Genomic DNA, 26,639 nt, shown 5'->3' on the forward strand with positions numbered 1-26,639 from the left:
AAGGGTGTTGAACTCTCGCGCGGCGGCTAGGGCGCAGATCATCCCATGGCAAGCACGCGGACGATTTTTTGCCTGCAGCCAGATGCGGGTCCGAAAACATGGTGGCGGAGATTGCAAAGCAATGTCGGGCCTTTATGACTTCACTGCTTGAATGAATACCCGGGGGCCGACCGCATGAACCGTTTCCATTATTTCATCGCACCTGTCGCAATCGTCGCGCAGCCAGTCGTCGCCGGTGACGAGGTGCTGTTCGCCGAGCCGCCGGCGTGGGTGGAGGCGGCCGACATCGAAGCGGCAATTGCCAGCGGGGAAGAGGTAGTGCTCTTCGACAGGCAGGTCCGCCTCGATGGCGGCATCGTCACCCGCTACATCGACATCGCTTATGACGTGAGGACGACGGAAGCGCTCCAGAAATTCGGGACGCAGCAGTTCAGCTGGTTTCCCGACAAGGGCGACCTGGTGGTCCACCGGCTCCAACTGATCCGCGATGGCAAGGTCATCGATCTCGTCAAGCAGGGCCTCAGGCCGGAAATCCTTCGGCGCGAACGCGAACTGGAAAAGCGTTCGGTCGATGGCGCGCTGACCGCCGCCTTCGCCATTCCAGGCATGCAAGTCGGCGATGTGTTGCGCGTTACGACGTCGACGACCTTGCGCGACCAGGCGCTCAATGACGAAATGCAGGCGACCGAGAGGCTGATCGCTGAACCGACCAAGCTCGGATTCGGGCGGCTGCGCGTGTCGTGGCCCAAGGACGCGCCGATCGGCTGGAAAGCCATTGGCCAGATCGAGGCACCGCAGGTTCAGACCGCCGGCAAGGACAGCTTCGTAGAGGTCGCCTTGCCGATTGCCGAACTAAAGGAAATGCCGGAGGATTCGCCACGCCGTTTCCAGGTCGCGCCGCAGCTGCAGTTCGGAACGTTCGCCGATTGGTTGGAAGTCAGCGCCGTGATGGCGCCGCATTTCTCGACCGATTCGGCGATCGCTGCTGACAGCGCGATCGCAGCCGAGGTCGCGCGGATCATGGCCCAAACCGCGTCACCCGAAGAACGCGCAGCCTTGGCACTGCGGCTGGTCCAGGACGAGATCAGCTATCTCGCCAATGGCATGAACGGCGGCAACTACCTGCCGCAAAAGCCACAGGAAACATGGGACCTCAAATTCGGCGACTGCAAGGCCAAGAGCATGCTGCTGCTGGCCATGCTGCAGCAGATGGGGATCGAATCGAACGTCGTGCTGGTCGACAGCGAATGGGGCGATGCGGTGAGCATTTCGCAGCCGCTACCGGGCGCCTTCGACCACATGATCGTGCACGCGCGCATCGACGGGCTGGATTACTGGCTCGACGGCACCAGCGCCGGTGCGCGGATCGATACCATGTATGAAGTGCCCGATTTCGTCTGGGCACTGCCCATCGTGCCCGGTGGCGCTGCACCGATGAAGCTGGAGCAGCGCTGGCCCAAGGTGGCGGACGAAGTGATGACAGTGAACTTCGATTTTTCCGCCGGGATAGACCTGCCCGGGCTTTACGAGGCGACGATCGTCTCGCGCGGGGTCATGGGTGCGCGGATGCGCGCATCGGCGAGCGAAACCGACCCGAAGCAGATCCTTGCTGCCGCGAACAAGAAGATCGGCGATGCCATCGAAGGCATCGTTTACGATGCGGATGTCAGCTACGACGCCGAGACGGGCGTCGCCACGATGACCGCCAAGGGTCTCGTGTGGGAAGGCTTCGCGATCGAGCGTGATACCGCCACGTACAACGTCGATTCCGCCACGACGAACTGGGAGTTCAAACCCAATCGAGCACCATCCGACTGGCGCGAAATCCCCTATCTGGTGGGCGGACCCTATACCTATGGCCGCGAACTTTCGGTGCTGCTGCCCGATAGTGGGGCGGGGGCCAGGTTGCTGGGTACAGCCGATCTGGAGGAAGTGGCGGCCGGCACCAGGATCCAGCGCACCACTCGCCTCGACGGGGGCCGGCTGCAGGTCAGCGATCTGACATCCTATGTCCCGGCAGAGCTCGATGCCGCGGCAATTTCCGAAGCCAAGTCGGCCATACGCCGCATCGCCAGCGGTGATCCCAAGGTCAAGATCGATGGCCCGACCCGTTTCTGGGAACTGGACGACAAGGAAATCGCCCGCCGCATGGCGCCCACCGTTGCCGCGGTTGATCAGCTTGCCGACGAGTTCGACGATGTCGCGCAGATGGTGCTGCTGCGCGGCCTGGTGCACGTTCTGGCGCGTAATTTCGACGAGGCGCGGGCGGACTTCACCAAGGCTATCGAACTCGAGGCAAGTCCCGAGGCCTATACCTCGCTTGCACAGGCGCAGGCAGTGCTGGGCGATGTCGAGGGCGCGGTTGAAAGTGCCGAACGGGCCTTCGAATTGCAGGGGGACTTCGCGACTGCCGCCGAATATGCGCTGCAACTGGCCCGCGCAGAACGGGCGGACGAAGGTCTCGATCTGCTCGACAGTCTTGGCCTTGCCGGCGACGATGCGGTTGCCGTCATGACTCAATGGTCCGAACTGTCGGGCTATGCCAAGCGCGAAGAGGAGGCTTGGGACCGGCTTGGCGAGATGATCGATGAGAGGCCGGAGGAAGTGACCTTGCTGAACGGCAAATGCTGGCTGGCCGGAACCTGGAACTACAATGTCGAGGATGCGCTCGACTATTGCGAGGAAGCGGTGAAGCTGTCCGGGCAGCAAGCCTGGGTAATCGACAGCCGTGCCATGGTGAAATACCGCCAGGGCAAGCTCGACGATGCGCTGGCCGATGTCGAAACGGTGCTGGCGAAGGAACCGGGCCTTGCCAGCAGCCGCTATTTGCGAGGACTGATCCGGTTGAAGCAGGGAGATGCGAAGGGGCGCGAGGACCTGTTGCAGGCAGAACGGATCGATCCGATGATCGACGTGCGGTTCGCCGCTTTTGGGCTCAAGCCCTGAGCGCGCGCTAGATCAGTCCCTTTGCCCGAAGGCTGACATGGCCTTGCCGTCCTACGATGACGTGATCGTGGACGGTGATGCCGAGCAGTCGCCCCGCCTCGGCGATGCGGTTGGTGATCTGGATATCCGCCCGGCTGGGTTCGGGATTGCCGCTCGGATGGTTGTGGACTAGGATCAGCGCGGTCGCGCCCAGATCGAGCCCGCGGCGGATCACCTCGCGCGGGTGGATGGCAGCCTCGTCGATCGAACCGTCGCCGACGTGATGGTCCTGGATCAGACGGTTCTGCGTGTTGAGATAGAGCACGCGGACGCGTTCGACCGTAAGGTGGGCCATGTCGACCGTAAGGTAGTCGATCAGGGCCTGCCAGCTGCCCAGCAAAGGGCGATCTTCCACTTCGTTGCGCGCCATGCGGCGGGCGGCGACGGCGACCGCCCGAAGTGCAGCGGCGCTCGACAATCCCATGCCCTTGACCTCGGCCAGCGCTCCGGGATCGGCGTTGAGGACGCCTGCGAGCGAGCCGAAGCGTGCCAGCAGCGCCTTGGCGACCGGCTTGGTATCGCCTTGGCGGATCGCGGCGAACAGGAGGTATTCGAGCACCTCATAGTCGGCCAACGCCTCGGGTCCGCCCTTGAGCAGTCGTTCGCGCAAGCGTTCCCGGTGACCGGCACCGGCGTGCGGCGCAGGCGCGACCGGACGTCCTGCCGGAGCATCGCGATTTTGGTACTGGGACAAGCAACCCTCGTGCGGTTCAAGCGTTGGAGAAACATTGCCTTTCGAGGCGTGCGCGCGCAAGTGGGGTCCAATGGAATCGGGCGAAGAGGTAACGGTCGAACCTGCCCGCACCAGTCGTGCGTCTTTTCGCATTGCCCGCAACGCAAGTCTTGCCTTGCTTACTTTGATCGTGGCGGGGCTGCTGGTCGGCTGGCTCACCCGCGAGCGGATTGCCGACAACATCATCGCGGACCAGTTGCGCAAGTATGGCTTGCCCGGCAGCTACGAAATCGAATCGATAGGCCCGACGCGGCAGGCGGTGCGGAACATTGTTATCGGCGATCCGGACGATCCCGACCTGACCGTCGAGCGTGTGGTCATCAACCTGCGCTACCGATTCGGCTATCCTGCGATAGGCAGGATCGAGGTGACCCGCCCGCGCCTGTACGGATCGGTCGACGCTGACGGTAGGCTCACCTTCGGAACGCTCGACAAGGTGCTGTTCGCGGAAAGCGACGAACCACCGGGATTGCCCGATCTCGACGTCAAACTGGTCGACGGGCGCGCGCGGATCGACACGACATGGGGCAATGTCGGCCTGAAGGCAGAGGGCGAGGGCGAACTCGACGACGGATTTCGCGGTTCGCTCGCCGCTATCGCCCCTTCCATCGCCTATGAGGATTGCACGGTCGAGCGGCTGACAGTGTTCGGCGAGGTCACGGTCGATGCCGGACGACCGGCGATAGCCGGTCCTCTACGAGCGGGGCGGTCGGCCTGCACGAGACAGGGAATTTCGCTCGCCAAGGCCGAATTCAACCTCGGTCTTACCGGCGACAGTACGCTCGATGGGGCCGACCTTCGGCTCGAAGGTGAAACCGGCCGCTTGGCCTTCCGAGGCGGTTCGATGGCAGGAGCAAGCCTCGGTACCCAGTCCAGTTTCCGCAAGGGGAGGCTTGTCGCTCGCTTCGACACGACCATCGACGACCCGGAAGCGCAAGGTGTGCGCTTCGATTCGCTGGCCATGGCCGGCGGTTTGCGCGGGGACACGGGGTTCAAATCGGTGCAGCTTGATGCCGAGATCGACGGCGACAGGCTGTCTTTCGATCGCTCGGTCCTCGCCGGTCTTCGCGCAGGCATCGCCGCGACCGAGGCCACGCTCGCGGCGCCGCTTCTAGCCAAGTTCAATCGGGCGCTCGAACGCGAAGCGGCCGGATCGGCTTTCTCGTCGGAAGTGACGCTCCGGGCCGACGCGGACGGGGTGAGACTATCTGCACCGCGGACAAGCCTTCGCAGTCGCAGCGGCGAAACCATTGCCACAATTACGCGGTTCCAGTTGCGCACAGCGGGGCAGAATGTTCCGCTCCTGAGCGGAAATCTGGCGATGTCGGGCGCTGGTCTGCCGCAACTGCGCGGGCGAATGGAACGGGATGGGCGGGGGGCAGTATTCCGCTTGCAGATGGCCCCTTACGAGGCTGAAGGAAGCCGGCTGGCCGTGCCGGACATGGAAGTCAGGCAGGCGCGCAATGGTAACATTGCCATCTCGGGAGCGGTCGAGGCCGACGGGCCGCTTCCCAACGGGCTGGTGCGAGGCTTGCGTATTCCCGTGGCCGGTCGGATCGGGTCCGACGGAAGTATCCGCATGTGGGACAGCTGTACGCCCGTGCGGTTCGAGAGGCTGGCCCTCTTCAACCTTGCGCTCGACAGCCGGCAGTTGACCCTCTGTCCGCCTCGCGGCCAGCCCATCCTGCGTTATGACAGCCGCGGGATTGCCGTTGCTGCAGGTGCGGCAAACCTCGATTTGCGTGGCCGGCTGGGCGGATCACCCATACGGATCGCAAGCCGTGCTGTCGGATTGGCCTGGCCGGGCACGCTATCGATGCGGGATACGCGACTGGTCATCGGCGAAGAAGGTGCTGCCGCTCGATTCGTGGTCCCGGAACTCAAAGGCCAGCTTGGGCGCGATCTGCGTGGGTCCTTCGCTCGGGCCGACATGGGCCTCGATGCGGTGCCGCTCGATATCTTCGATGCTGCCGGTGAATGGAGCTATTCGGGCGGGACTCTGGCCATAGACGGCGCGAATTTCCGGATCGAGGACCGCAAGGATGCGGCTTCCTTCAACCCGCTCTATGCGCGCGACGCTGCAGTCCGGCTGGCAGGCGGACGCCTCACAGCCCGGGCAGACCTGCGCGAGCCGTCCAGCGATCGGGTCGTGACGGCCGTCGATATCGCGCATGACCTCGCAACTGGAACCGGCTCCGCCGACCTGCGCGTCGCCGGTCTGACCTTCGACGAAGGGCTGCAGCCTGTCACCCTGACCGAACTGGCGCGCGGGATCGTCGCCCTGGTGGAAGGTACGGTCACCGGAACGGGCCGGATTGCGTGGGACAGCGGCGGCGTGACCAGCCGCGGCAGCTTCAGCACCGATTCGCTCGATCTGGCCGCCCCGTTCGGCCCGGTGAAGGGCGCGTCCGGGACCGTGGTGTTCACCGATCTGCTGGGGCTGACGACGGCACCGGGGCAGCGCCTGCGTATCGAATCGCTCAATCCCGGGATCGAGATCGACGACGGCTACGTCGATTTCCAGTTGCGCGAGGGCACCCTGCTGGCCGTCGAAGGCGGACGCTGGCCGTGGCTGGGCGGCACCTTGTCGATGCGGCCCGTCGCGCTCGATTTCTCGCGCCCTGAAACGCGGCGATACATCTTCGATGTCCAAGGGCTGGATGCCGCGTTGTTCGTCCAGCGGCTCGAGCTCGGCAATATTTCCGTCACCGGAACCTTCGACGGAACAGTGGGCGTGGTCTTCGACGAGTTCGGCAACGGCTTCATCGAAGACAGCGTGCTGGTGGCCCGCCCGCCGGGCGGCAATGTATCCTACGTCGGCGACCTCACCTACGAGGACCTGGGGGCGATCGCGAATTTCGCCTTCCGCTCGCTCAAGTCGCTCGATTTCGAGCAGATGCGTGTCGGGATCGAAGGTCCGCTGGCGGGCGAGGTGCTGACCGCCATCACCTTCGACGGGGTAACCCAGGGGGAAGGCGCCGATACCAATTTCATCACCCGCCGCATCGGGCAGCTGCCGATCCGTTTCAACGTCAACGTGCGCGCGCCGTTCTACCAGTTGCTCAACAACATGCGCTCGCTCTACGACCCGGAATATATCCGCGATCCGCGCAGCATCGAAGGACTTATGGGGCCGACGCCCGACCCCGTTCTCAGCCGCGACCCGCCGCCTGCCGTCCGGCCCGACGGGCCGCCCGGACCCCGGCCCCGTCCGCCACAAGAGCTTGCACCGGCAAAACCGCCTATTCAGGACCCCGAAAGCGAGGAAGACCTATGACAGCCCCACATTTGACTGCCCCAAGGCCAGGTGCGACAACATCGGGCATGAAACGGGGGCCGGTGGTCTTGTCGGCAGCGTTGGCGATCCCGGCGGCGCTGGCCGGGTGCGTGAACATCAACGCGCCGGCCGAGCCCATCGTGATAGAGCTCAACATCAACATCCGGCAGGAAGTAATCTATCGTCTCGCGGAAGACGTCGATGAGAACATCGAGGAAAACGCGGACATTTTTTGAAGGCAAGGACAATGGTGAAATCTTCGATCGGCAAGCTGGCGGTGACGGCTCTCCTGGGTATCGCCCTTGCGGCCCCGGCGATGGCCTATTTCCAGCGCTCTCCCGCCTATTCGGCGGCACGCTCCGCTGGGCAGGTAGGCGAGCGGCCGGACGGCTACCTCGGCGTCGTCGGCAACCAGCCACAGGCGATCCGCGACCTCGTCGACGAGATCAACATCAAGCGGCGCGCCAATTACACCGAACGGGCGCAGGAGCAGCGCGTGACATTGCAGGAATACGCGTTTGCCCAGGGCTGCGAACTGATCGAGCGGACCGAACCCGGAGAGAAGTACCAGACGCCGGCAGGCGTGTGGGAGACACGCGGCGCCGCTGCGCCAACGCGCGACCCGCGCTGCCCGTAGCGCCTGCGCAACGGCAGTTGCAGAAATATCGTCAACCGGACGGTGCCATGGGGGTGCTGTCCGGTTGACTTGTTTTGGACCCCCTTCTAAGGGGGCGGCGCCCTCGGCGGGCAGCTCTTGCCCGTGCCGCGCAAGCCTTCAATCAGGGAGCATGGCATGAGCGACGAAAAGTCCGCCCGGGAACCCATTGCCGAAGATGCGCGGATCGACGCGCTCGAAGCGCGGCTGAAGGCCGCACGCGAGCGGGAAGAGCAGCGCAACCGGCCGCAGGGCACCGGCGCCGACGCGAACTATCGCAGCGGCAACCGGGTGCTGGCGGACCTCCTCGGCGGGCTTCTCGGCGGCACGGTGATCGGATGGGCCGTCGATGCCTTGTTCGGTACCGGGCCATGGGGTCTGTTGGTGGGGCTGTTCCTCGGGATAGTCGTCGCCTTCAGGAATGTGTTCCGGATGGCGAACACGCCTCCCGATGATGGCCCCGACGGGGACTGAACGGGATGCGGGTTCGCCCAGTCGTGTAAGGATTTCGCGTGGCCGCCGAACAAGGCAAAGTCGACCCGATGCACCAGTTCACTGTGGAGCCGTTGTTCGGCACGCAAGGCTGGGAGCTTGCCGGCTACAACATCATGTTCACCAACAGCGCCGCCTGGATGCTGGTGACCGTCGTCGCGCTGACCATCTTCATGGTCGGCGGGATGAAGCGCCAGCTGGTCCCGGGCCGCTGGCAGATGGCGGTGGAAAGCTTCACCGGCTTCATCGACAACATGCTGGAAGCCAACGTCGGCAAGGAAGGGCGCAAGTACGTGCCCTACATCTTCAGCCTGTTCATGTTCATCCTGTTCGGCAATTTGCTCGGCCTGCTGCCCTTGGGCGTGCTGGGCATCCACCCGTTCACCTTCACCAGCCATTTCACGATCACCGGTGTGCTGGCGATCATCAGCTTCTCGATTGTCCTGATCGTCGGCTTCTGGAATCACGGGCTGCACTTCTTCAGCCTGTTCGTGCCGCATGGCACCCCGCTGCCGATGGTCCCCGCGATCGCCCTGATCGAGTTCTTCTCGTTCCTCATCCGCCCCTTCAGCCTCGGCCTGCGACTGTTCGTCGCCATGATGGCCGGCCACGTGCTGCTGAAGGTGCTGTCGAGCTTCGTCATCAACGGCATCAATGCCGGTGCCGGGATCGGCCTGCTCGTCAGCGTGCCCAGCTTCGCACTGATGGTGGCGATCAGCGCGCTGGAAATCCTGGTTGCCGGCATCCAGGCCTATGTTTTCGCACTGCTCACGTCGCTGTACATCAACGACGCCGAGCATCTGCACTGAGTTTCCCAATCAACCCATCCAGATTTTTCCAAGGAGTTATTACAATGGAAGCAGAAGCAGCAAAGCTCGTCGGTGCGGGTCTCGCAGCCATCGGTGCCGGCATGGCCGCCATCGGCGTGGGTAACGTGTTCGGCTCGTTCCTCGAATCGGCTCTCCGCAACCCGGGTGCCGCTGACGGCCAGCAGGGCCGCCTGTTCATCGGTTTCGCCGCTGCCGAACTTCTCGGCCTGCTGGCGTTCGTCGTCGCGATGATCCTGATCTTCGTCGCCTAAGACACCGATTGATGCGACGGGGCCGGGGCACGTGCCTTTGCTCCGTCGTTTTCCTTTTGTTTGACTGACTTTCCGGGACCGCTTCCATGCCCCAGATTGCCCAGCTCGCGGAAACCTACTCCAGCCAGATATTCTGGTTGCTGGTGTTCTTCGGGTTCACCTTCTTCGTCATCGGCCGCGGAATGGTGCCCAAGGTCCTGGAGACTGTGGGGCAACGCGACCAGCAGATCGCCAGCGACCTTGCCGCCGCGCAGGCCGCCCGCGACAAGGCTGACGCCGAGGAAGAAGCCTGGCGCGTTCGCGAGAACGAGAACCGCGCTGCCGCGCAGAAGCTCGTTGCCGAAGCCAAGGCCGAAGCCGCGAAGAAGTCCGAAAAGACCATCGCTGCCGCGCAGAAGCGGCTCGACACCAAGCTGGCCGAGGCGGAGGAGCGCATCGCCGCTGCCCGTACCGAAGCCATGGCCGAAGTCGAGACTGTCGCTGTAGAGGCTGCGCAGGACATCGTCTCGCGTCTCGCCGGCGTGAAGGTGACCAAGCCTGCCGCCGCCAAAGCTGTGAAGGAGGCGCTCGATGCTTGATCTTCTCCTCCTCGCTGCCGAGGAAGGCGCGCATTCCGATCCGACTGCCTTCGGCCTCGAACCCTACCAGTGGGTTTCGGTGGCCATGGTCGTGCTGCTCGCCATCTTCCTGTGGAAGAAGGTACCCGGCGTGATAACCGGCGGGCTCGACAGCAAGATTGCCGAGATCAAGGCCCAGCTGGATGAGGCCAAAACCCTGCGCGCCGAGGCTGAAAAACTCCGCGACGAATACAGCGCCAAGATTGCCGGTGCCGAAAAGGATGCCGAAGCGATGATGGCGAATGCCCGCCATGAGGCGGACGCGATCGTCGCCAAGGCCGAAGCGGACAGCAAGGCGCTGGTCGAACGCCGCAAGAAGATGGCCGAAGACAAGATTGCCGCCGCCGAGCGTGAAGCCATCGACGAAGTGCGCGCCACCGCCGCTGCCGCCGCGACAAAGGCGAGCCGCAAGCTGATCGCCGAAAAGCACGACGCCGATGCCGACAAGGCACTGGCCGACCAGGTGATCTCGGCGCTCTAAGCGGCTGTAACGTGAAAAGGGAAGGGCGGTCCTGCGGGGCCGCTCTTTTCGTTTCTAGGGTTCCAGCACCACTTTCCCGACCAGATCGCCCGCGGCCATGGCGTCGAACGCCTCGCGCCATTGGTCGAGGGGCAGGGTTCGGTCGATATGCGGCTGGATGGCGTCGCTGCTGGCGAGCCGCGCGATTTCTTCCATGATGCGGGCACCGCGCTCGGGAAAGCGCCGCGAGTATTCCCCTGCGCGCACGCCGACGACCGAGAAGCCCTTGATCAGCGGGATATTGACCGAAATCTCGGGAATGCGCCCCGCGACGAAACCGACCACCAGCAGCTTGCCGCCAAAGGTGACGCAGCGGGTGCTTTCGTCGAACACGTCGCCGCCGACGGGGTCGAACACGAGGTCGCAAAGGCGGCCGTCGGTGAGCGCAATGATGTCCTCGCGGAAACGCCCGCTGTTGACGATCGCATGGTCAACCCCGCGCGCTCCTTTGAGCGCGTCCAGCTTGGCGGGATTGTGGGTGGCGGCGATCACCCTTGCGCCCAATGCCTTTGCCAGGTCGCAGGCGGCGAGACCGACGCCCCCGGTCGCCCCGTGCACCAGTACGGTCTGCCCGGCCTCCAACCCGCCGAGTTCGACCAAGGCGACATAGGCTGTCAAATACGCAGCCCCCATGGCCGATGCGACAGGGAAGGCAACGCCCTCCGGCACCTTACGTAGCGACCGGGCCGGGATGGATGCATATTCGGCAAAGCCGCCAGTCTTGGCGCCCCCCATAACACGGTCGCCCGGCACAAAGCCGCTCTCGCCATCCGCCTCGACAACTTCGCCCGCCAGCTCCATGCCGCTGGTGAAGGGCGGTTCGGGTTTGAACTGGTACTCGCCCCGCGTCATCAGCAGGTCGGGGTAATTCAGCGAGGCGGCGCGGATGCGCACCAGCACTTCGCCCGGCCCGCGTTCGGGCATGGGCAGGTCCACCAGCTCGACGCCCGAAAGGTCGCCGGACAGTTGGTGGACGCGCAGTCCCCTCATGGAACTAGAAATTGTCTTTGGCGGCGCGCAAGGCAGCAAAGGTTTCGGCCGGGGTCGACCCGCCCCACCTTGCCGCAAGCACCGGATCGTCAGCGCGCAGGAAGGGATTGGTCGCGAGTTCCTTGCCCAGTTCCGTCGGCACGGTCGGTTCGCCGGTCTTGCGCATTGCGACCACCCACGCCGCATAGGCTCGGAGCTGCTCGTTGTCGGGATCGGCGTGGACCGCGAAACTCGCATTGGCTTGGGTATATTCATGGGCGCAATACAGCATGGTCTCGGGAGGCAGCGCCTTGATCCGGCTGAGGCTGTTCCAGAACTGCTGCGGTTCGCCTTCGAACATCCGCCCGCAGCCCAAGGCAAAGACGCTGTCGCCGACAAAGGCCACGCCTGCCTTCGGCAGGTGATAGGCGATGTGGCCGTTGGTGTGACCCGACACGTCGATCACGGCGGCGGTGAAGCCGCCCAGCGAAACCGTATCGCCATGCGCCACCACGCGGTCGATGGTGGAGATTCTCTCGACTTCCTGCGGCGCGATGATCGTCGCGCCGGTGGCTTCGACGATGGCCGTGTTGCCGCCGGCATGGTCGGGATGCCAGTGGGTGTTCCAGATCTGTGTGATGGTCCAGCCCTTGTCTTCGGCTTGGCGCAGGTATTCCGCACCGTCGGGCGTATCGATCGCCGCAGTCTCGCCGCTGGCAGGATCGTGGACGAGGTATCCGTAATTGTCGGACAGGCACGGGAACTGGTGGATCTTGATCATGCCGCCTATCCTATGCCAGCGTTCGGGATGTGAAAAGGCCCGCCGCTCCGGGTGGAGGGGCGGGCCTTTCATGTTCCGCTCGGCGGAGAAGAGGACTTAGTCCTTCTTCTTCAGCGCTTCGCCGAGGATGTCGCCGAGCGATGCGCCCGAGTCGGCCGAACCGAACTGGGCCACGGCTTCCTTCTCTTCGGCGATCTGCAGCGCCTTGATCGAGAAGTTCGGCTTCTTCGAACGGTCGAAGCCGATGACCATCGCATCGACCTTGGCACCGGGCTGGAAGCGGTCAGTGCGCTGCTCGTCGCGGTCGCGGCCGAGGTCCGAACGCTTGATGAAGCCGGTTGCGCCGTCTTCGCCGACCTGCACTTCGAGACCGCCATCGCGGACTTCGAGGACGGTGACGGTGACGGTTTCGTTCTTGCGCAGCGAGCTCGAATCCGCACCCGCGGCCGACGGAGCACCCTTTTCGAGCTGCTTCATGCCGAGGCTGATGCGCTCCTTCTCGATGTCGACGTCGAGCACGACGGCCTTGACCATCTCGCCCTTGCGATGCAGCGCCAGCGCGTCTTCGCCCGAGATGCCCCAGGCGATATCCGACATGTGCACCATGCCATCGACATCGCCGTCGAGACCGATGAACAGGCCGAATTCGGTGGCGTTCTTGACTTCGCCTTCGACTTCGGTGCCGACCGGGTGCTTGTCCGCGAACTCTTCCCACGGATTGCCCTGGGCCTGCTTGAGGCCGAGGCTGATGCGGCGCTTGTCGCTGTCGACTTCCAGCACCATCACATCGACTTCCTGCGAGGTCGAGACGATCTTGCCCGGGTGGACGTTCTTCTTGGTCCAGCTCATTTCCGAAACGTGCACCAGGCCTTCGATGCCCGGCTCGATTTCGACGAAGGCGCCGTATTCGGTGATGTTGGTGACGGTGCCCGACAGCTTCATGCCGACCGGATACTTCGCCGCCACGCCATCCCACGGATCGCTTTCAAGCTGCTTCATGCCGAGGCTGATGCGCTGGGTATCCTGGTTGATGCGGACGATCTGCACGGTCACGGTCTGGCCGATCTCGATCACTTCGCTCGGGTGGTTGACGCGCTTGTAGCTCATGTCGGTGACATGCAGCAGGCCGTCGATGCCGCCGAGGTCGACGAAGGCACCGTAGTCGGTGATGTTCTTCACGACGCCGTCGATGATCTGGCCTTCGGCGAGATCGTTGATGAGCTCGCTGCGCTGTTCGGCGCGGGTTTCTTCCAGCACCGCACGGCGGCTGACGACAATGTTGCCGCGGCGGCGGTCCATCTTCAGGATCTGGAACGGCTGCGGCATGTCCATCAGCGGGCCGACGTCGCGGACCGGGCGGATGTCGACCTGGCTACCGGGCAGGAAGGCCACGGCGCCGTCGAGGTCGACGGTGAAGCCGCCCTTGACGCGGCCGAAGATGCGGCCTTCGACGCGGACGCCTTCGCCGAATTCGCTTTCCAGCTTGTCCCAGGCGGCTTCGCGGCGGGCGCGGTCGCGGCTGAGCATGGCTTCGCCGTCGGCATTCTCGACGCGGTCGACGAAGACTTCGACTTCATCGCCCACCTTCGGGGCCTCGTCGCCTTCGCCGCGGGTGAATTCCTTGAGATCGATGCGGCCTTCGCTCTTGAGGCCGACGTCAACGATCGCGAAACCGCTTTCGATGGCGGTCACGGTGCCCTTGACGACGCGGCCTTCGAAACCGTCTTCGCCGGCGCCGCCGAGCTGTTCGTTGAGAAGCGCTTCGAAATCGTCGCGCGTGGGGGTGGCAGAAGTCGCCATAATTGCGTGTCCTAGTCGTTTGCTACCGGCCACCGGTTTTTCCGGGGTCTTTCACCGTCTGTCCGCACCATTGCGAACCGTACGGGGCAAGAGGGCCGTGTTCTCCGCGAGGCCGGATGCCGCCGCGAAGGTTCCGTCGATCCAGGGATGCTCGAGAACGGCCGCGCGCCTAGGGCAAAGGCGGCGGGATTGCAAGAGAAATGGGGCGGCGCGTGTCACGCCAAAGCGGCAATCGAAAACCGTGACCTTCCGGTGTGACGCGGCAGTTTCCGGGAGATTCCTGCGGTTTTCGGCCGGCTTGCGAAAAGTGCCGGTGTGACTTTCGGCAAGCTGCATGGAACAAGGCGCGTCGGGCATGAACCGTCATATGACCCGCTTCAGCGATGTAGGACAGGCCGCAATCCGCCCCCGGCGTAGCGCATCGCCACGTTGCAGCGCTCGTAGCAGCTTCCGTAACCGGCCATGATCCCGGCATCGTGGACGAAGCCGAGTTTCTCGTAGAGGTGGATCGCCGCCTCGCTCTTGCGGTTGGTGAGGAGGTAGAGCGGATCTGCGCCCAGTTCCTGCGCCCGCGCGATCATCGCCTTCAGCAGGAACTCGCCGGCCTTCAGCCCGCGCGCGGACGACCGCACGCCCATCTTGGTCAGTTCGAAGCCAGTCTGCCCGCTCTTGCGCAAGGCGCAGGCACCGACGATCCCGAGCCCGGCGGCCTCGACGAACAGGATGTCGCCGCCCGGTTCGATGATCGTCTCGCGCGGGTTCTCGAGCACCTCGCGATCGGTCGGCTCGAGGGTGTACATGTCCTCGATCCATTCCGCATTGATGTCGCGGAAATGATGGGCGAGCGTGTCGTCGTAGCGGACGATGCGCAGCGGTTCCGGTTTCAGGCCGGCAGCGCGGTCGGCGATCGAGGCCCTTGCCAGTTCCTCCTCGATAACTGCCAGTTGCGCGAGAAAGTCGCCATCGACCCGTTCGAGCACCTGCGCCGCCGCAGTGCCGACGCGCGGCCAAACATCGGTGGTCAGCCTGTGCAGGGCCGCCTTGCCCGTGACGGTGAGTTCGACGCAGCGACTGCGCTGGTCGGTGCAATCGGCATCGGCGATCATGCCCAGCTTGTCGAGCTGGCCAAGGGCGCGCGTAATGCCCGGCTGGCTGGTCCCGCATAGCTCGGCAAGCTGGCCGACGGTCCTCGATCCGGTTCTCAGCGCGGCGAGGATTGCCATGTGCCCGGGTTGCAGCGGCAGGCCGGCGTCGGTGATCACATTGGCAGCGCTTGCCTGCATCCGTTCACCCAGCCTTTTGAGCCTGCTGCCAAGAAAAGACGGCCCCATTTGCGCCATGACATCCGCCATCCAAAGTCTCCATAACACGATATATAACGTGATATATATCGTGTTATGGACGGTCAGCGCAAGCGAGATCCCGCGTTGGTCAGGACAGCGCCGCCTCGACTGCCGCGATCGCTTCGGCAATTGCCTGGTCGCGGGTAAAATGGGTGGTGTCGAATACCAGCGCATCGGGTGCGGCGCGCAGAGGCGCATCGGTGCGGCCGATATCGCGAGCGTCGCGCGCGGCGATATCCTGCTCGATGGCATCGAGGCTGATCTCGTTTTCGCGACCCATGCCCTTGGCCGTCATCTCCAGCCAGCGGCGCCGCGCGCGCTGGTGGACGCTGGCAGTAACGAACAGCTTTACGTCGGCGTCAGGCGCGATGACCGTGCCGATATCGCGCCCATCGAGCACCGCGCCGCCCGGCTGCAGTGCGAAGGCGCGCTGCCGCTCGAACAGGGCCTGCCGGACCTGCGGGTGCACCGATACCCGGCTGGCGAGGCCGCCGACTTCCTCGGATCGCAGGAACGGATCCTCCAGCAATGCATCGGGAAAATCGCAGGCCGCCAGTGCGTGATCGGGATTGTCCGGGTCCGCGCCGTCGAGGGTCACCTGTCGTCCGACGGCACGATAAAGCAGGCCGGTGTCGAGATGGGGCAGGCCGAAATGCGCCGCGAGCGCCTTGGCAATAGTGCCCTTGCCCGATGCGGTGGGGCCATCGACGGCGATGATCATGACGCGCCCGACTTCGATCTGGCCGCTTTCACCAGCCCGGTGATGGCGATGGCCGCCCAGAAGCCTTCAAGCACCAGCGACGGCCAGTTGGTGTGAACGAGGAGCGAAACCGTCAGCAGCGCCGCCCCGGCGAGGTTGGTGCTGTGAAGCAGCCACGGGTTGGGTGCCTCTTTCAAGGTCAGATAGGCATAGGCACCGATGATGCAGGCCGTGCCGAGGAAGCCGACCATGCTGGCCCAGTCGAGAGTGATCATGCCAGCCGGATAGGGCGCTGCAATGGCGCCTGCAAGCGCCTGCTCCGGCAGGGTGTCGTTTCAGGGCCAGATGATCGCGGACACCTTGGGTGCGATGTCCAGCAGGTTGATCAGGATGACCTTGAGATTGCCCATGTTCTGGCCGCCGTCGAGCATGGTGTAGTGCGTGACGAACAAAGTGTCCGTCCCGCTTTCGTTCAAGCCGCGTGACACCTTGGCCGCGGAATAGCTGAGGTTCGCGGTGTTGATATTGTCGGCAGTGATGCGGTCGTCGCCGTCGTATCGCACCTGGAAATCGACGCCCAGGCAACCGGGGCCGTAATCGGGCAGGTCGCAAACCGTGCCGATGATGACATAGACCAGCCCGTCGGATGTGCGGGCAATGACCGATACATCGCCCAGTTCGCCTTCGCTTTCCAGAGTGTCGCCATTGGCGCGGACGATCGCGGAAAGGTCCTGCTGGAAGGCGCGCGTCATCACCCTGTTTTCGCTGTAGGTCCCGGCAGCGCTCGTCCCCTGCGATGCCCCGACCTGCGCCCACGAAGGCGCTGCCCACGCCATCGCTGCGGCGAGGATGAAATACGAAACGGCTGAGATCTTGCGCATCAGGCCCCCCTTGGTCTTTGCCCCATGCGGGTTGTGCCTTCACGCACCGGGGATGAAAAGCGCAAATTCGCGCCACGCCGCGGATCAGGACGCGGCGCTCTCCAGCAATGGCATGAAATCGGGAAAACTCGTGGCAATGGGCCGTGTGTCGTCCACTTCCACGCCTTCGCGGCTGGCGAGGCCCGCGACCGCCATGCTCATGGCGATGCGGTGGTCGAGCAGCGTCTTGGCGCGGCTGTTGGCGCTGCCGCGCAAAGGCGCGCCGCCGGTGCCGTGGATGACGAGGCCGTCCTCGTGCTCCTCGATCTGCGCGCCGGCGCCGGCAAGGGCAGCAGCCATGGCGGAGAGGCGGTCGCTTTCCTTGATCCGCAATTCCTCGAGCCCGCTGGTGGTGGTGGTGCCTTCCGCCAGGGCAGCCGCCACGAACAGCACGGGGAATTCGTCGATCATGCTCGGCGCGATGGCGGGATCGACGTCGATGCCGGTGAGGGCGGAGTGCCGCACCCGCAAATCCGCCACCGGCTCGCCGCCGACTTCGCGCGGGTTCAGTTCCTCGATGCTGCCGCCCATCTGGCGCAGCACTTCGAACAGGCCGGCGCGGGTCGGGTTGAGGCCGACGTTCTCGATGACGAGGTCGCTGCCTTCGACCAGCAATGCGGCGACAACGAAGAAAGCGGCGGAGGAGGGATCGCCCGGCACTTCAATGGTCTGGGGCTTGAGGTCCGCCTCGCCATGGACGCGGATGATACGCTCACTGCCAGCATCTTCGATCTCGACCTGCGCGCCGAACCCGCGCAGCATCCGTTCGGAATGGTCGCGGGTCGGGACCGGCTCGATCACCGTGGTGATGCCCGGCGTATTGAGCCCGGCGAGCATGACCGCGCTCTTCACCTGCGCGGATGCGACTGGCAGCCGGTAGGTAGTCGGCACCGCGGGGCAGAGGCCCTCCATGGTCAGCGGCAGTGTACCTCCCGGCGCGCCGTGGAATTGCGCGCCCATCTTGCTCAATGGTTCGATCACCCGGCCCATCGGGCGCCGGGACAGGCTCGCATCGCCGGTGAAGGTCGCGGTGATGCCGTGGCTGGCGACGAGGCCCATCAGCAGGCGGGTCGACGTGCCGCTGTTGCCCATCTCCAGCGCCTGGCGGGGTTGCAGCAGCCCGCCGACACCGACGCCGTGAACGCGCCATTCCTCGCCGATCTTTTCGACATGGGCGCCCATGGCCCGCATCGCGGCGGCGGTGGCCATCACGTCCTCGCCCTCGAGCAGGCCCGTCACCCGCGTCTCGCCTACCGCCAGCGCGCCGAGCATGATCGAGCGGTGGCTGATCGACTTGTCGCCCGGCACGCGGATACGCCCCGTCAGCGGTCCGGTGGCGGTGAAGCGGTGCGGGGCGGGCTGGTCTGCGGAATGGCCGGTCATGCGGCGCGGTCTTTGACAGGGGGGTGCCCCTATGGCAAGGCGCGCGGCGCTCTTGATTCGGGGCCTTTTGCTACCCATCAAGATAGAGATTTTTTCGCGGGGTCCGACAAGCGGACGCCCGACCAAAGGAACAGTGAGACATGGCCAAGCCAGAATGGGGCACCAAGCGTAGCTGCCCCAAATGCGGGACCCGCTTCTACGACCTGGGCAAGGAAGATCCGGTCACCTGCATCGAATGCGGCGAGGAATGGCATCCCGAGCCCGTGCTCAAGACCAAGCAGCCGATCCCGTTCGAGGAAGAGAAGAAGAAGGACGTCGAGCCCGACACCGATCTGGGTGACGACGATCTGGACATCGACGTCGACGAGGACGAGGACTCGCCCGACAACGAAGTCGACCTCGGCGGCGACGACGATCTCGGCGTCACCACCGGCGGCGACGACGACGACGTCGACGACAGCTGATTTAGCTGTTGCAATACCGGGGCGGCCTTTATAAAGGGCCGCTTCCGCCGCTCCCGAGGGGCGGATCAAACAAGTGATTGGGGCCTTAGCTCAGCTGGGAGAGCGCCTGCATGGCATGCAGGAGGTCAGCGGTTCGATCCCGCTAGGCTCCACCACTTGACTGATATTCGTGGTGAAAACCGCACGCTGGCCGATGAGTTCTCATCCGCCGGCGTTTTTCGCGTTTGGCGGTTTTTGGCCGCCGCTTGAGTCTGGAGTTGCGATGTTCGACGCCCTGTCCGATCGCCTTGGTGCCACCTTCGACCGCCTGCGCGGCCGCGGGGCGCTGCGCGAACAGGACGTGCGCGATGCGATGCGCGAAGTCCGGATCGCGCTGCTCGAAGCCGACGTGGCGTTGCCCGTCGCGCGCAGCTTCATCGACAAGGTCACCGAAAAAGCCGTCGGCGAAAGCGTGCTCAAGTCAGTCACGCCGGGCCAGCAGGTCATCAAGATCGTCAATGACGAGCTGGTAGCGATGCTCGGCGGCGAAGGAGAGGCAGGCCACGCGCCGCTTGTGCTCGAAGCCAAGCCGCCGGTCGTGATCATGATGGTCGGCCTGCAGGGTTCGGGCAAGACCACCACCACCGCCAAGCTGGCCAAGTTCATCCGCGAGAAGCACGGCAAGAAGGCCATGATGGCCTCGCTCGACGTCAACCGCCCGGCTGCGCAGGAACAGTTGGCGGTGCTGGGCGAGCAGACCGAGGTCGCGACCCTGCCGATCGTGCAGGGCCAGCAGCCGGTCGATATCGCCCGCCGCGCGATGGAAGCCGCGCGCCTGCAGAACTTCGACGTGCTGCTGCTCGACACCGCCGGCCGCCTGCATGTCGACGAAGCGCTGATGGCCGAGATGAAGGCGGTTGCTTCCGTCTCGGCGCCGACCGAGGTGCTGCTGGTGGTCGACAGCCTGACCGGCCAGGACGCGGTCAATGTGGCGCAGAATTTCTCCGAAGAGGTCCCGCTCACCGGCGTGATCCTGACCCGCATGGATGGTGATGCCCGCGGCGGTGCGGCGCTTTCCATGCGCGCCGTCACCGGCAAGCCGATCAAGTTCGCCGGCACGGGCGAGAAGCTCGATGCGCTGGAGGCTTTCCACCCGGCGCGCGTGGCCGACCGGATCCTCGGCATGGGCGACATCGTCAGCCTGGTCGAAAAGGCTGCCGAGACCATCAAGGTCGAGGAAGCCGAAGCGCTCGCCAAGCGCATGGAGAAGGGCAAGTTCGATCTCAACGACCTGCGTATGCAGCTTCGCCAGATGCAGAACATGGGCGGGATCGGCGCGCTCGCAGGCATGATGCCGGGCATGAAGAAGGCCAAGGCGGCGATGGCGGCCAGCGGCATGGACGACAAGGTGCTGGTCCACATGGACGCGATCATCGGTTCGATGACGCCCAAGGAACGCGCCCGTCCCGAACTGATGAACGCCAAGCGCAAGAAGCGCGTCGCGGCCGGATCGGGCACTTCGGTGCAGGAGATCAACAAGGTGCTGAAGATGCACCAGGAAATGGGCCGCGCGATGAAGCAGATCAAGAAGATGGGCGGGCTCAAGGGCCTTGCGTCCATGTTCGGCGGGGGCGGCTTGCCCGGCATGGGCGGCGGAGGAATGGGCGGTCTTGGAGGCCTTCCCGGACTGGGCGGAATGGGCGGCTCGGGGGGCAAGGGCCCCGGCGTCGACATGGACACGTTGCCGCCCGAACTACGCGATATGTTGAACAAGAAAAATTAAATTAATCAGTGATTTGAATTGGAAAGGTAGAATACAATGGCAGTTGCAATCCGTCTCTCGCGCGGTGGTGCGAAGAAGCGTCCCTATTACCGCATCGTCGTTGCCGACTCGCGCGCCGCGCGTGACGGCAAGTATCTCGAGCAGATCGGCACCTACAACCCGATGCTGCCGAAGGATTCGGGCGAGCGCGTGAAGCTCAACGAAGACCGCGCCCGGCACTGGCTGAGCGTCGGTGCGACCCCGTCGGACCGCGTCCACCGCTTCCTCGATGCCGCCGGCATCCTCGAGCGCGCGCCGAAGAACAACCCGAAGAAGGGCGAACCGGGCGACGCCGCAAAGGAACGCGCTGAAGAAAAGGCCGCCAAGGTTGCCGAAGCCGAGGAAGCCGCCAAGGCTGCTGCCGAAGCTCCGGCTGAAGAAGCACCGGCCGAAGAAGCCGCTGCCGAAGAAGCTGCCGCTGAAGAAGCGCCCGCCGCTGAAGAAGCTCCGGCTGCTGAAGAGGCCCCTGCCGAAGAAGCTCCGGCCGAGGAAGCTCCCGCCGAGGAAGCCGCCGAAGAAAAGTCGGAAGGCTGATGCTCCTTCTCCCCTCCCGCTTGCGGGAGGGGCCGGGGGTGGGCGCGTAACGCTATGACGCGCCCGGCCAGGCCCACCCCTAACCCCTCCCGCAAGCGGGAGGGGAATGAACGCGACACGCCCGTCACGCTGGCCGCCGTCACCGGTGCGCACGGCGTGGCGGGCGAAGTCCGCCTGAAGCTGCTGGGCGAGGGCTTCGAGGCCCTGAAAGCCCACAAGAGCTTCAATCAGGGCGCGCTGACCCTGTCCAAACTCCGCAGCGACAACAAGGGCGGCGCGATCGCCCGCTTCGCCGAAGTGCAGGGCCGCGAGCAGGCCGAGGCACTGCGCGGCACCACGCTCACCGTTTCACGCAACGCGCTCCCGCCGCTGACCGAGGGCGAGTATTACCACGCCGACCTGATCGGCCTGGCGGTCGTCACCGATGCGGGCGAAGCGGTCGGCATCGTGCTCGACGTCCAAAACTTCGGCGCGACCGATATTGTCGAGATCGAGAAACAGCCCGCGCCCGAGAAGGGCATGAAGACCTTCATGGTCCCCATGACCCCGCAGGCGGTGCTGGAGTGGGACGACACAAAACTGGTGATCGCGGAGGAATTTCGCGATATATAGAACATAGTGTCCGCCGTTTCGACAGACCTCTGGCAGCGACTCGCCGCCTACGAAATCGGTCCCTCCGATGCCTCGTTGAGCTTTCATCGCCGCCTCGCCCGCGAAAACCGCTGGAGCGAGGATTTCACCCGGCGCGTGCTGCGCGAATACAAGCGCTTCTGTTATCTTGCAGTCGCCACAGGGCATGAAGTCACCCCGTCCGATGCCGTCGACCAGGCCTGGCACCTGCATCTGACTTACAGCCGCGACTACTGGGAGCGGTTCTGCCCGCAGGTGCTGGGCACGCCATTGCACCACGGACCCACTGCCGGAGGCACGGCCGAACGCGACCGGTATTATCGCCAGTACGCCGATACGCTGAAAGCTTATGAGGATGCGTTCGAGCAGGCACCGCCGGGGGATATCTGGCCCGATGCAAGGCGCCGGTTCAAGATCGACCCGCTGGCGTACCGGGTCAATCCGCGCGATGCCATGGTGGTCTCGCGCGGGCGCGTAATCCTGCCGGTGATCGGGGTAGGGCTGACGCTGGTCCTGGCGGCAGTGTTCCTGGGAGGAAGCTGATGGAATTCTTCGGCGCATATAGCGGTTCGGATTTCTTGGTGTTTTACGGCGGCTTGCTGGTGGCGGCTGTCGCGGCCGGATTGTGGATCCCTGCCTTCCTGAGAGCTGAAGGCCGCTTGGCCACCCTTGCCGATGCCGACGAAGCGGCAGTGCTGGCGGGCGGCCCCGGCCGGATGACGATCGCGGTGCTGACCGGGCTTTACGCGGACGGTGCCCTGCAGAGTTTCGGGAAGGACAAGATGCTGGTCGGTCGCGGGCATGAGGCCCCGACCCCTGCCGGAAGAGCGATCCTGCGAACCAGCGGCAGTTTCTCGCTGCCGCAAGCGCACAGGGCCTTGAAAGACCATGCAAGCAGGGTGGAGCAGCGGCTGATCGACAAGGGGCTGCTGATCGACAAGCCTGCGCGCTGGCAGATGCGCCTGCTGGCCATACTGCCCTACCTCGCAGTGCTGGCGCTCGGCTGGTATCGCCAGCGAGCGGGCGACGCCTTGGGCGAACCGACCGCCTTCCTCGTGGCGCTGATGGTGCTGACGGCAGTGCTAGCCATCTGGCGCCTGTCGTCGATCAACCCGCGCACGCGGGGCGGGGAAAATCTGCTCTCGTCCGAGCGCGACCGCTCGGCCCGGCTGCGCAGCGCGCCAACCGCGCCCGAGGCCGGTTTTGCGGTCGCTTTGTTCGGTACCGGTGTGCTCGTCGGCACTCCGTTCGAGCCGGTCCATGCCATGCGGCAGCAGGCCGGCAGCGACAGTGGGTCCGGCGGCGGCGATAGCAGTGGTGACAGCGGCTGCGGAGGTGGCGGCTGCGGCGGCTGCGGCGGTTAGCGCCGGATCGGGCGCTCCTCGGCCAGCGTATTCCGGATGTCGGTCGCGGCGATCCCTGCGCCGCCGATCGCGTGGCCGATCTGATCGAGGCCCTTGATCACGTCGCCGACGGCATAAAGACCGGGCACGCTGGTACGCATGTGGTCGTCGACGATGACGCCGCCGTTCTCGCCGCATTTCGCGCCGATGGACTGGGCCAGTTCGGAGCGGATATCGCTTCCCAGTGCAGGATAGACGCTGTCGAATTCCAGCCAGCCCTTGGCCGTTTCGACCGCCAGACGTTCGCCGCGGATTTCATAGCGTCCGCATGGGCCTTGCGCTCGACCGATGCCAGCCTCGTCCAGCTTCAACCGGCAGTCGGCGGACAGGTCGTGCTCCCCATCGGGCGCGATCAGCGTGATGTCGCGGGTGAAGCCGCGCAGGAACAGCGCCTCCGCCGTACCGTGTTCACCCGTGCCGATGATGCCGACGCGCTTGTCGGTGACTTCGTAACCGTCGCACACCGGGCAATAGCGCAGCAGGCATTTGGCCAGCACCTCGTCGTGGAAGTCGTCCCTCATGCCCGGCGGGTGGCGATTGAACACGCCGGTCGCCAGCAGCACGCTACGGGCGGAAAACGTGCCTTCGTCAGTGCCGATGATGAAGCGGTCCGCCGCCTTGGCGAGATGGATGACCTTCTTCTCTTCGCGCATCACGCCGTGCTTCTCGGCCTGCGCCAGCATCCTGCCGACCAGTTCCTTGCCCGGAATGCCATCGGGATAGCCGGCGTGGTTGTTGGTGCGCGGGATCAGCGAGGCACGGCTGGTGCCGCAATCGAACAGCCTGATCGAAAGGTGATACCGCGCGAGATAGATCGCCGCCGTCAGGCCGCCGGGCCCGCCGCCGACGATGATGCAGTCGTCGATGTGATCCTCGTCCATGCAGCCGCAACGCACGGGATGGCAAAGCGCTCCCCGGCAAGCTAGGGCGCGGGCATGACCACTCTCCCCAATACGCTGGCCGTCGCCATCTGCCAGGCCGCGCCGATCCCCCTCGCCATCGGGGACGGGATCGACAAGGCCGTGCGGCTGGCGCGCGAGGCAGTCGAAGGCGGGGCGCAGCTGGTGGCGTTCGGCGAGACCTTCCTCGGCGGTTATCCGCTGTGGCTCGACGAGGCGCCCGGCGCAGCGCTGTGGGACCACCCCGGCAACAAGGCGCTGCACCGCATCCTGCTGGAACAGGCAGTGGTGCCGGGGGACGAGCGGTTGCTGCCTTTGCAGGAGCTGTGCGACGCCAGCGGCGCGGTGATCAGCATCGGCGCGCATGAGCGGGTGCGGAGCAGCCTCTACAACAACCAGCTGACCTTCCGCCCGGGCGAGGCACCGCTCGATCACCGCAAGCTCGTCCCCACCCATGGCGAGCGGCTGGTATGGATGCGCGGGGACGGCTCGACGATTGGCGTGCATCAGGCCGAATGGGGCCGCGTTGGCAGTCTGATCTGCTGGGAACACTGGATGCCGCTCGCCCGCGCAGCGATGCACAACCTTGGCGAGCATGTACATGTCGCCGCCTGGCCGACCGTGCGCGAACAATACGCCATTGCCAGCCGCCACTACGCGATGGAGGGGCGGTGCTTCGTGCTGGCCGCGGGGCTGGTGCAGCACAAGGACGATCTGTTCGACGGACTGGAGCGTGTGGGTGGCAATGCAGCAGGCAAGGAACTGATCGAAGCGATCCCGGTCGATGTGCTCAACAAGGGCGGCAGCCTGATCGCCGCGCCCGATGCCAGCGTGATCGCGCAAGCGGGCGAGGGCGAGGAAACGCTGTTCGCAGAGCTGGACCTCGCGGCAATTGCCGAGGGGCTGGCGAGCCTCGACACCGACGGGCATTATTCGCGGCCGGATGTGTTTGATTTGACGGTGGATACTAGGTCGAAGGAGGGTGTTTCATGGAACTGAAGCTGACAAAGCCGCGCGAGAAGTGGTTTTTCCTTATCGCGTTGCCCCTCACAATCGCGATAGAATGGGCCTTTGCTCGCACGCTCGATTGGACGGCCTATCCCCGCAGCGAGTGGGTGGCGCTGTTCGATCTGTGCGTCTTCATGCCGCTGGTTTATCTCGCAGCATTCAGCAGCGAATTGACGCGGAAGGCTCGCGTGCTTCGCTGCTTGGGCATCGCCGGGATCGGGCTGTTTGCTTCTAGCTTCATCGTGCCCGAAGCCAACCAGTTCATCATCGGTGAGCTCTCGACGCTTCGGGCAATCGCGATGGTTGGCATTGTCGCCTTTGAGGGCTGGATCATGTGGAAGGTGATCGGCGCGGTCTATCGCCACAATGCCGACGCCAGGACGCTCGAACGCGAGTTTGCGATGCCGGAATGGATCGCAAAGCTGATGGTGCTCGAAGCGAGGTTCTGGAAAGCCGTCTGGGCATTCCTGCGCCGCAGATGACCTTCGCCGCCACCATCCTCACGCTCTACCCGGAGATGTTTCCAGGGCCGCTCGGCGTGTCGCTCGCGGGCAAGGCGCTCGAACGGGGGGACTGGTCGTGCGAGACCGTCCAGATCCGCGATTTCGCCGCCGACCGGCACCGCACCGTGGACGACACGCCTGCTGGCGGTGGGGCGGGGATGGTGCTCAAGGCAGATGTGCTCGCCAGCGCCATCGACAGCGTGGCCGACACGCGCCCCATCCTCGCCATGACGCCGCGTGGCAGGCCCATCACCCAGGCGCGGATTCGCGAGCTGGCGGAGGGCCCCGGGGTCGTCATCCTGTGCGGCCGGTTCGAGGGTTTCGACGAGCGGATTTTCGAGGCGCGCGGGATCGAGGAAGTGTCGCTCGCCGACATCGTCCTGTCCGGCGGAGAGACTGCGGCGCTGGCCATACTCGACGCTTGCATTCGCCTGCTTCCCGGAGTAATGGGCGCGCCTTCCAGCGGGCATGAGGAATCCTTCGAAGACGGATTGCTCGAATACCCGCACTACACCCGACCTGTTGAATGGGAAGGGCGCACGATCCCTGAAGTGCTGCGATCGGGGGATCATGCGAAGATAGACGCTTGGCGTAAAGCGCAGGCGGAAGAGATCACACGGCTACGCAGGCCGGACCTTTGGGAGCGTTACAGTGACGCTCGGGTCAAGCCTGCCTCTGGTGCGCGGCGAAAGAAGAAGGACTTGGACCAGTGAACCTGATCCAGCAGATCGAAGCGGAAGAAATTGCCAAGGCTGGCAAGGAAATTCCGGAATTCCGTGCCGGCGACACCGTTCGCGTCGGCGTGAAGGTTATCGAAGGCACGCGCGAGCGTGTGCAGATGTTCGAAGGCGTCGTGATCGCCCGCTCGAACCGTTCGATCAACAGCAATTTCACCGTGCGCAAGATGAGCTTCGGCGAAGGCGTGGAACGCGTGTTCCCGCTCTACTCGCCGATCGTCGACAGCATCACCGTGGTCCGCCGCGGCGTGGTGCGTCGTGCGAAGCTCTACTACCTGCGTGGCCGCACCGGTAAGTCGGCCCGTATCGCCGAGCGTCGCGACAACCGTCCGGCCAAGGGCGAATAAGCGCACCGACCCAAAGGGTTTGACGAAAGGGCGTCCTGGCTTACATGCCGGGGCGCC

The 26,639-nt window shown here is 64.8% G+C and carries 29 protein-coding genes and 1 tRNA gene; 20 read left to right on the forward strand and 10 right to left on the reverse strand.

Going from position 1 to position 26,639, the window contains the following annotated elements:
• Positions 1-147: 147 nt before the first annotated feature.
• On the forward strand, positions 148-2,946 hold the full coding sequence (locus tag WAB17_RS10655; RefSeq protein ID WP_435417326.1) for a DUF3857 domain-containing protein: 2,799 nt from the start codon (positions 148-150) through the stop codon (positions 2,944-2,946).
• Positions 2,947-2,953: 7 nt separating this feature from the next.
• On the opposite strand, the gene radC is transcribed toward WAB17_RS10655, so the two are convergent.
• Positions 2,954-3,679 carry a RadC family protein gene (gene radC / locus WAB17_RS10660; protein ID WP_435417327.1) on the reverse strand — a complete coding sequence of 242 codons (726 nt, stop codon included), beginning with the start codon at positions 3,677-3,679 and terminating at the stop codon, positions 2,954-2,956.
• Between the two features lie 70 nt (positions 3,680-3,749).
• Between radC and WAB17_RS10665 the strand changes: the two genes are divergently transcribed.
• From WAB17_RS10665 to WAB17_RS10700, 8 genes are all read left to right on the forward strand, one after another.
• On the forward strand, positions 3,750-6,995 hold the full coding sequence (locus WAB17_RS10665; RefSeq protein ID WP_435417328.1) for an intermembrane phospholipid transport protein YdbH family protein: 3,246 nt from the start codon (positions 3,750-3,752) through the stop codon (positions 6,993-6,995).
• A gap of 47 nt (positions 6,996-7,042) precedes the next feature.
• Positions 7,043-7,231, forward strand: coding sequence for a YnbE family lipoprotein (locus WAB17_RS10670; RefSeq protein WP_435417329.1), 189 nt, complete (start codon positions 7,043-7,045; stop codon positions 7,229-7,231).
• Between the two features lie 11 nt (positions 7,232-7,242).
• Positions 7,243-7,632 carry a YdbL family protein gene (locus tag WAB17_RS10675; RefSeq protein WP_435417330.1) on the forward strand — a complete coding sequence of 130 codons (390 nt, stop codon included), beginning with the start codon at positions 7,243-7,245 and terminating at the stop codon, positions 7,630-7,632.
• Positions 7,633-7,788: 156 nt separating this feature from the next.
• Positions 7,789-8,124 carry an AtpZ/AtpI family protein gene (locus WAB17_RS10680; protein WP_435417331.1) on the forward strand — a complete coding sequence of 112 codons (336 nt, stop codon included), beginning with the start codon at positions 7,789-7,791 and terminating at the stop codon, positions 8,122-8,124.
• Between the two features lie 38 nt (positions 8,125-8,162).
• Positions 8,163-8,951: a F0F1 ATP synthase subunit A gene (locus WAB17_RS10685; protein WP_435417332.1), complete on the forward strand. Its 789-nt coding sequence runs from the start codon at positions 8,163-8,165 to the stop codon at positions 8,949-8,951.
• A 44-nt stretch (positions 8,952-8,995) separates the two neighbouring features.
• Complete coding sequence (locus WAB17_RS10690) at positions 8,996-9,223, forward strand: F0F1 ATP synthase subunit C (protein WP_027442220.1); 228 nt, start codon at positions 8,996-8,998, stop codon at positions 9,221-9,223.
• An 86-nt stretch (positions 9,224-9,309) separates the two neighbouring features.
• Complete coding sequence (locus WAB17_RS10695; protein ID WP_435417333.1) at positions 9,310-9,801, forward strand: F0F1 ATP synthase subunit B family protein; 492 nt, start codon at positions 9,310-9,312, stop codon at positions 9,799-9,801.
• On the forward strand, positions 9,794-10,321 hold the full coding sequence (locus tag WAB17_RS10700; protein WP_435417334.1) for a F0F1 ATP synthase subunit B family protein: 528 nt from the start codon (positions 9,794-9,796) through the stop codon (positions 10,319-10,321). Before WAB17_RS10695 ends, WAB17_RS10700 begins: the two co-directional genes overlap by 8 nt.
• Before the next feature lie 54 nt (positions 10,322-10,375).
• On the opposite strand, the gene WAB17_RS10705 is transcribed toward WAB17_RS10700, so the two are convergent.
• The 8 genes from WAB17_RS10705 to aroA all read right to left on the reverse strand — a co-directional run bounded on the left by WAB17_RS10705 (position 10,376) and on the right by aroA (position 18,256).
• Positions 10,376-11,350, reverse strand: a complete 975-nt coding sequence (locus WAB17_RS10705; protein ID WP_435417335.1) for an NADPH:quinone oxidoreductase family protein — start codon at positions 11,348-11,350, stop codon at positions 10,376-10,378.
• Positions 11,351-11,354: 4 nt separating this feature from the next.
• Positions 11,355-12,110 (reverse strand): hydroxyacylglutathione hydrolase, encoded by a 756-nt coding sequence (gene gloB, locus WAB17_RS10710; RefSeq protein WP_435417336.1) that lies wholly within the window; start codon positions 12,108-12,110, stop codon positions 11,355-11,357.
• Positions 12,111-12,206: 96 nt separating this feature from the next.
• Positions 12,207-13,910, reverse strand: a complete 1,704-nt coding sequence (rpsA, locus tag WAB17_RS10715) for a 30S ribosomal protein S1 (RefSeq protein WP_435417337.1) — start codon at positions 13,908-13,910, stop codon at positions 12,207-12,209.
• Between the two features lie 377 nt (positions 13,911-14,287).
• Positions 14,288-15,262, reverse strand: coding sequence for a bifunctional helix-turn-helix transcriptional regulator/GNAT family N-acetyltransferase (locus WAB17_RS10720; protein ID WP_435417338.1), 975 nt, complete (start codon positions 15,260-15,262; stop codon positions 14,288-14,290).
• 79 nt (positions 15,263-15,341) lie between these two features.
• The gene (locus WAB17_RS10725) at positions 15,342-15,974 is read right to left on the reverse strand and encodes a (d)CMP kinase (protein WP_435417339.1); all 633 of its coding nucleotides are present in this window, start codon (positions 15,972-15,974) and stop codon (positions 15,342-15,344) included.
• Positions 15,971-16,228, reverse strand: a complete 258-nt coding sequence (locus tag WAB17_RS10730; protein WP_435417340.1) for a CBU_0592 family membrane protein — start codon at positions 16,226-16,228, stop codon at positions 15,971-15,973. Before WAB17_RS10730 ends, WAB17_RS10725 begins: the two co-directional genes overlap by 4 nt.
• A gap of 60 nt (positions 16,229-16,288) precedes the next feature.
• Positions 16,289-16,834 (reverse strand): hypothetical protein, encoded by a 546-nt coding sequence (locus tag WAB17_RS10735; protein WP_435417341.1) that lies wholly within the window; start codon positions 16,832-16,834, stop codon positions 16,289-16,291.
• Positions 16,835-16,918: 84 nt separating this feature from the next.
• Positions 16,919-18,256 carry a 3-phosphoshikimate 1-carboxyvinyltransferase gene (gene aroA / locus WAB17_RS10740; RefSeq protein WP_435417342.1) on the reverse strand — a complete coding sequence of 446 codons (1,338 nt, stop codon included), beginning with the start codon at positions 18,254-18,256 and terminating at the stop codon, positions 16,919-16,921.
• Between the two features lie 140 nt (positions 18,257-18,396).
• Here aroA and WAB17_RS10745 point away from each other — a divergent pair, with 140 nt between their 5' ends.
• The 7 genes from WAB17_RS10745 to WAB17_RS10775 all read left to right on the forward strand — a co-directional run bounded on the left by WAB17_RS10745 (position 18,397) and on the right by WAB17_RS10775 (position 23,049).
• Positions 18,397-18,720: a TIGR02300 family protein gene (locus tag WAB17_RS10745; RefSeq protein ID WP_435417343.1), complete on the forward strand. Its 324-nt coding sequence runs from the start codon at positions 18,397-18,399 to the stop codon at positions 18,718-18,720.
• Positions 18,721-18,799: 79 nt separating this feature from the next.
• Positions 18,800-18,875 (forward strand) — tRNA-Ala (locus WAB17_RS10750).
• A gap of 107 nt (positions 18,876-18,982) precedes the next feature.
• The gene (gene ffh / locus WAB17_RS10755; protein ID WP_435417344.1) at positions 18,983-20,482 is read left to right on the forward strand and encodes a signal recognition particle protein; all 1,500 of its coding nucleotides are present in this window, start codon (positions 18,983-18,985) and stop codon (positions 20,480-20,482) included.
• Between the two features lie 36 nt (positions 20,483-20,518).
• On the forward strand, positions 20,519-21,055 hold the full coding sequence (gene rpsP / locus WAB17_RS10760) for a 30S ribosomal protein S16 (RefSeq protein ID WP_435417345.1): 537 nt from the start codon (positions 20,519-20,521) through the stop codon (positions 21,053-21,055).
• A gap of 54 nt (positions 21,056-21,109) precedes the next feature.
• The gene (gene rimM / locus WAB17_RS10765; RefSeq protein WP_435417346.1) at positions 21,110-21,667 is read left to right on the forward strand and encodes a ribosome maturation factor RimM; all 558 of its coding nucleotides are present in this window, start codon (positions 21,110-21,112) and stop codon (positions 21,665-21,667) included.
• A 75-nt stretch (positions 21,668-21,742) separates the two neighbouring features.
• Positions 21,743-22,228: a glycine-rich domain-containing protein gene (locus WAB17_RS10770; protein ID WP_435417347.1), complete on the forward strand. Its 486-nt coding sequence runs from the start codon at positions 21,743-21,745 to the stop codon at positions 22,226-22,228.
• Complete coding sequence (locus tag WAB17_RS10775) at positions 22,228-23,049, forward strand: TIGR04222 domain-containing membrane protein (RefSeq protein ID WP_435417348.1); 822 nt, start codon at positions 22,228-22,230, stop codon at positions 23,047-23,049. The genes WAB17_RS10770 and WAB17_RS10775 overlap by 1 nt, the downstream gene beginning before the upstream one ends.
• On the opposite strand, the gene WAB17_RS10780 is transcribed toward WAB17_RS10775, so the two are convergent.
• A complete protein-coding gene (locus WAB17_RS10780) occupies positions 23,046-23,969 on the reverse strand; it encodes an NAD(P)/FAD-dependent oxidoreductase (protein ID WP_435417349.1) in 924 nt (307 codons plus the stop codon). The genes WAB17_RS10775 and WAB17_RS10780 overlap by 4 nt on opposite strands.
• A 54-nt stretch (positions 23,970-24,023) precedes the next feature.
• Here WAB17_RS10780 and WAB17_RS10785 point away from each other — a divergent pair, with 54 nt between their 5' ends.
• The 4 genes from WAB17_RS10785 to rplS are packed head-to-tail and all read left to right on the forward strand — an operon-like array spanning position 24,024 to position 26,582.
• A complete protein-coding gene (locus WAB17_RS10785) occupies positions 24,024-24,986 on the forward strand; it encodes a carbon-nitrogen hydrolase family protein (protein WP_435417350.1) in 963 nt (320 codons plus the stop codon).
• Positions 24,977-25,477, forward strand: coding sequence for a hypothetical protein (locus WAB17_RS10790; RefSeq protein ID WP_435417351.1), 501 nt, complete (start codon positions 24,977-24,979; stop codon positions 25,475-25,477). Before WAB17_RS10785 ends, WAB17_RS10790 begins: the two co-directional genes overlap by 10 nt.
• Entirely contained in the window at positions 25,474-26,211 is a 738-nt protein-coding gene (gene trmD / locus WAB17_RS10795; RefSeq protein ID WP_435419373.1) for a tRNA (guanosine(37)-N1)-methyltransferase TrmD, read from the forward strand. The genes WAB17_RS10790 and trmD overlap by 4 nt, the downstream gene beginning before the upstream one ends.
• Complete coding sequence (gene rplS / locus WAB17_RS10800) at positions 26,208-26,582, forward strand: 50S ribosomal protein L19 (RefSeq protein WP_435417352.1); 375 nt, start codon at positions 26,208-26,210, stop codon at positions 26,580-26,582. Before trmD ends, rplS begins: the two co-directional genes overlap by 4 nt.
• Positions 26,583-26,639 lie beyond the last annotated feature (57 nt).

Source organism: Parerythrobacter aurantius (genome assembly GCF_045291475.1).
Lineage (GTDB): Bacteria > Pseudomonadota > Alphaproteobacteria > Sphingomonadales > Sphingomonadaceae > Parerythrobacter > Parerythrobacter aurantius.

Bases quoted from the DNA above. Each gene is read 5' to 3' on its own strand.
- WAB17_RS10665 (WP_435417328.1), top strand. From the start codon at position 3,750: ATGGAATCGGGCGAAGAGGTAACGGTCGAACCTGCCCGCACCAGTCGT.
- WAB17_RS10670 (WP_435417329.1), top strand. From the start codon at position 7,043: ATGAAACGGGGGCCGGTGGTCTTGTCGGCAGCGTTGGCGATCCCGGCG.
- WAB17_RS10675 (WP_435417330.1), top strand. From the start codon at position 7,243: ATGGTGAAATCTTCGATCGGCAAGCTGGCGGTGACGGCTCTCCTGGGT.
- WAB17_RS10680 (WP_435417331.1), top strand. From the start codon at position 7,789: ATGAGCGACGAAAAGTCCGCCCGGGAACCCATTGCCGAAGATGCGCGG.
- WAB17_RS10690 (WP_027442220.1), top strand. From the start codon at position 8,996: ATGGAAGCAGAAGCAGCAAAGCTCGTCGGTGCGGGTCTCGCAGCCATC.
- WAB17_RS10695 (WP_435417333.1), top strand. From the start codon at position 9,310: ATGCCCCAGATTGCCCAGCTCGCGGAAACCTACTCCAGCCAGATATTC.
- WAB17_RS10700 (WP_435417334.1), top strand. From the start codon at position 9,794: ATGCTTGATCTTCTCCTCCTCGCTGCCGAGGAAGGCGCGCATTCCGAT.
- WAB17_RS10705 (WP_435417335.1), bottom strand. From the start codon at position 11,350: ATGAGGGGACTGCGCGTCCACCAACTGTCCGGCGACCTTTCGGGCGTC.
- gloB (WP_435417336.1), bottom strand. From the start codon at position 12,110: ATGATCAAGATCCACCAGTTCCCGTGCCTGTCCGACAATTACGGATAC.
- rpsA (WP_435417337.1), bottom strand. From the start codon at position 13,910: ATGGCGACTTCTGCCACCCCCACGCGCGACGATTTCGAAGCGCTTCTC.
- WAB17_RS10720 (WP_435417338.1), bottom strand. From the start codon at position 15,262: ATGGCGGATGTCATGGCGCAAATGGGGCCGTCTTTTCTTGGCAGCAGG.
- WAB17_RS10725 (WP_435417339.1), bottom strand. From the start codon at position 15,974: ATGATCATCGCCGTCGATGGCCCCACCGCATCGGGCAAGGGCACTATT.
- WAB17_RS10730 (WP_435417340.1), bottom strand. From the start codon at position 16,228: ATGATCACTCTCGACTGGGCCAGCATGGTCGGCTTCCTCGGCACGGCC.
- WAB17_RS10735 (WP_435417341.1), bottom strand. From the start codon at position 16,834: ATGCGCAAGATCTCAGCCGTTTCGTATTTCATCCTCGCCGCAGCGATG.
- aroA (WP_435417342.1), bottom strand. From the start codon at position 18,256: ATGACCGGCCATTCCGCAGACCAGCCCGCCCCGCACCGCTTCACCGCC.
- WAB17_RS10745 (WP_435417343.1), top strand. From the start codon at position 18,397: ATGGCCAAGCCAGAATGGGGCACCAAGCGTAGCTGCCCCAAATGCGGG.
- ffh (WP_435417344.1), top strand. From the start codon at position 18,983: ATGTTCGACGCCCTGTCCGATCGCCTTGGTGCCACCTTCGACCGCCTG.
- rpsP (WP_435417345.1), top strand. From the start codon at position 20,519: ATGGCAGTTGCAATCCGTCTCTCGCGCGGTGGTGCGAAGAAGCGTCCC.
- rimM (WP_435417346.1), top strand. From the start codon at position 21,110: ATGACGCGCCCGGCCAGGCCCACCCCTAACCCCTCCCGCAAGCGGGAG.
- WAB17_RS10775 (WP_435417348.1), top strand. From the start codon at position 22,228: ATGGAATTCTTCGGCGCATATAGCGGTTCGGATTTCTTGGTGTTTTAC.
- WAB17_RS10780 (WP_435417349.1), bottom strand. From the start codon at position 23,969: ATGGACGAGGATCACATCGACGACTGCATCATCGTCGGCGGCGGGCCC.
- WAB17_RS10785 (WP_435417350.1), top strand. From the start codon at position 24,024: ATGACCACTCTCCCCAATACGCTGGCCGTCGCCATCTGCCAGGCCGCG.
- WAB17_RS10790 (WP_435417351.1), top strand. From the start codon at position 24,977: ATGGAACTGAAGCTGACAAAGCCGCGCGAGAAGTGGTTTTTCCTTATC.
- trmD (WP_435419373.1), top strand. From the start codon at position 25,474: ATGACCTTCGCCGCCACCATCCTCACGCTCTACCCGGAGATGTTTCCA.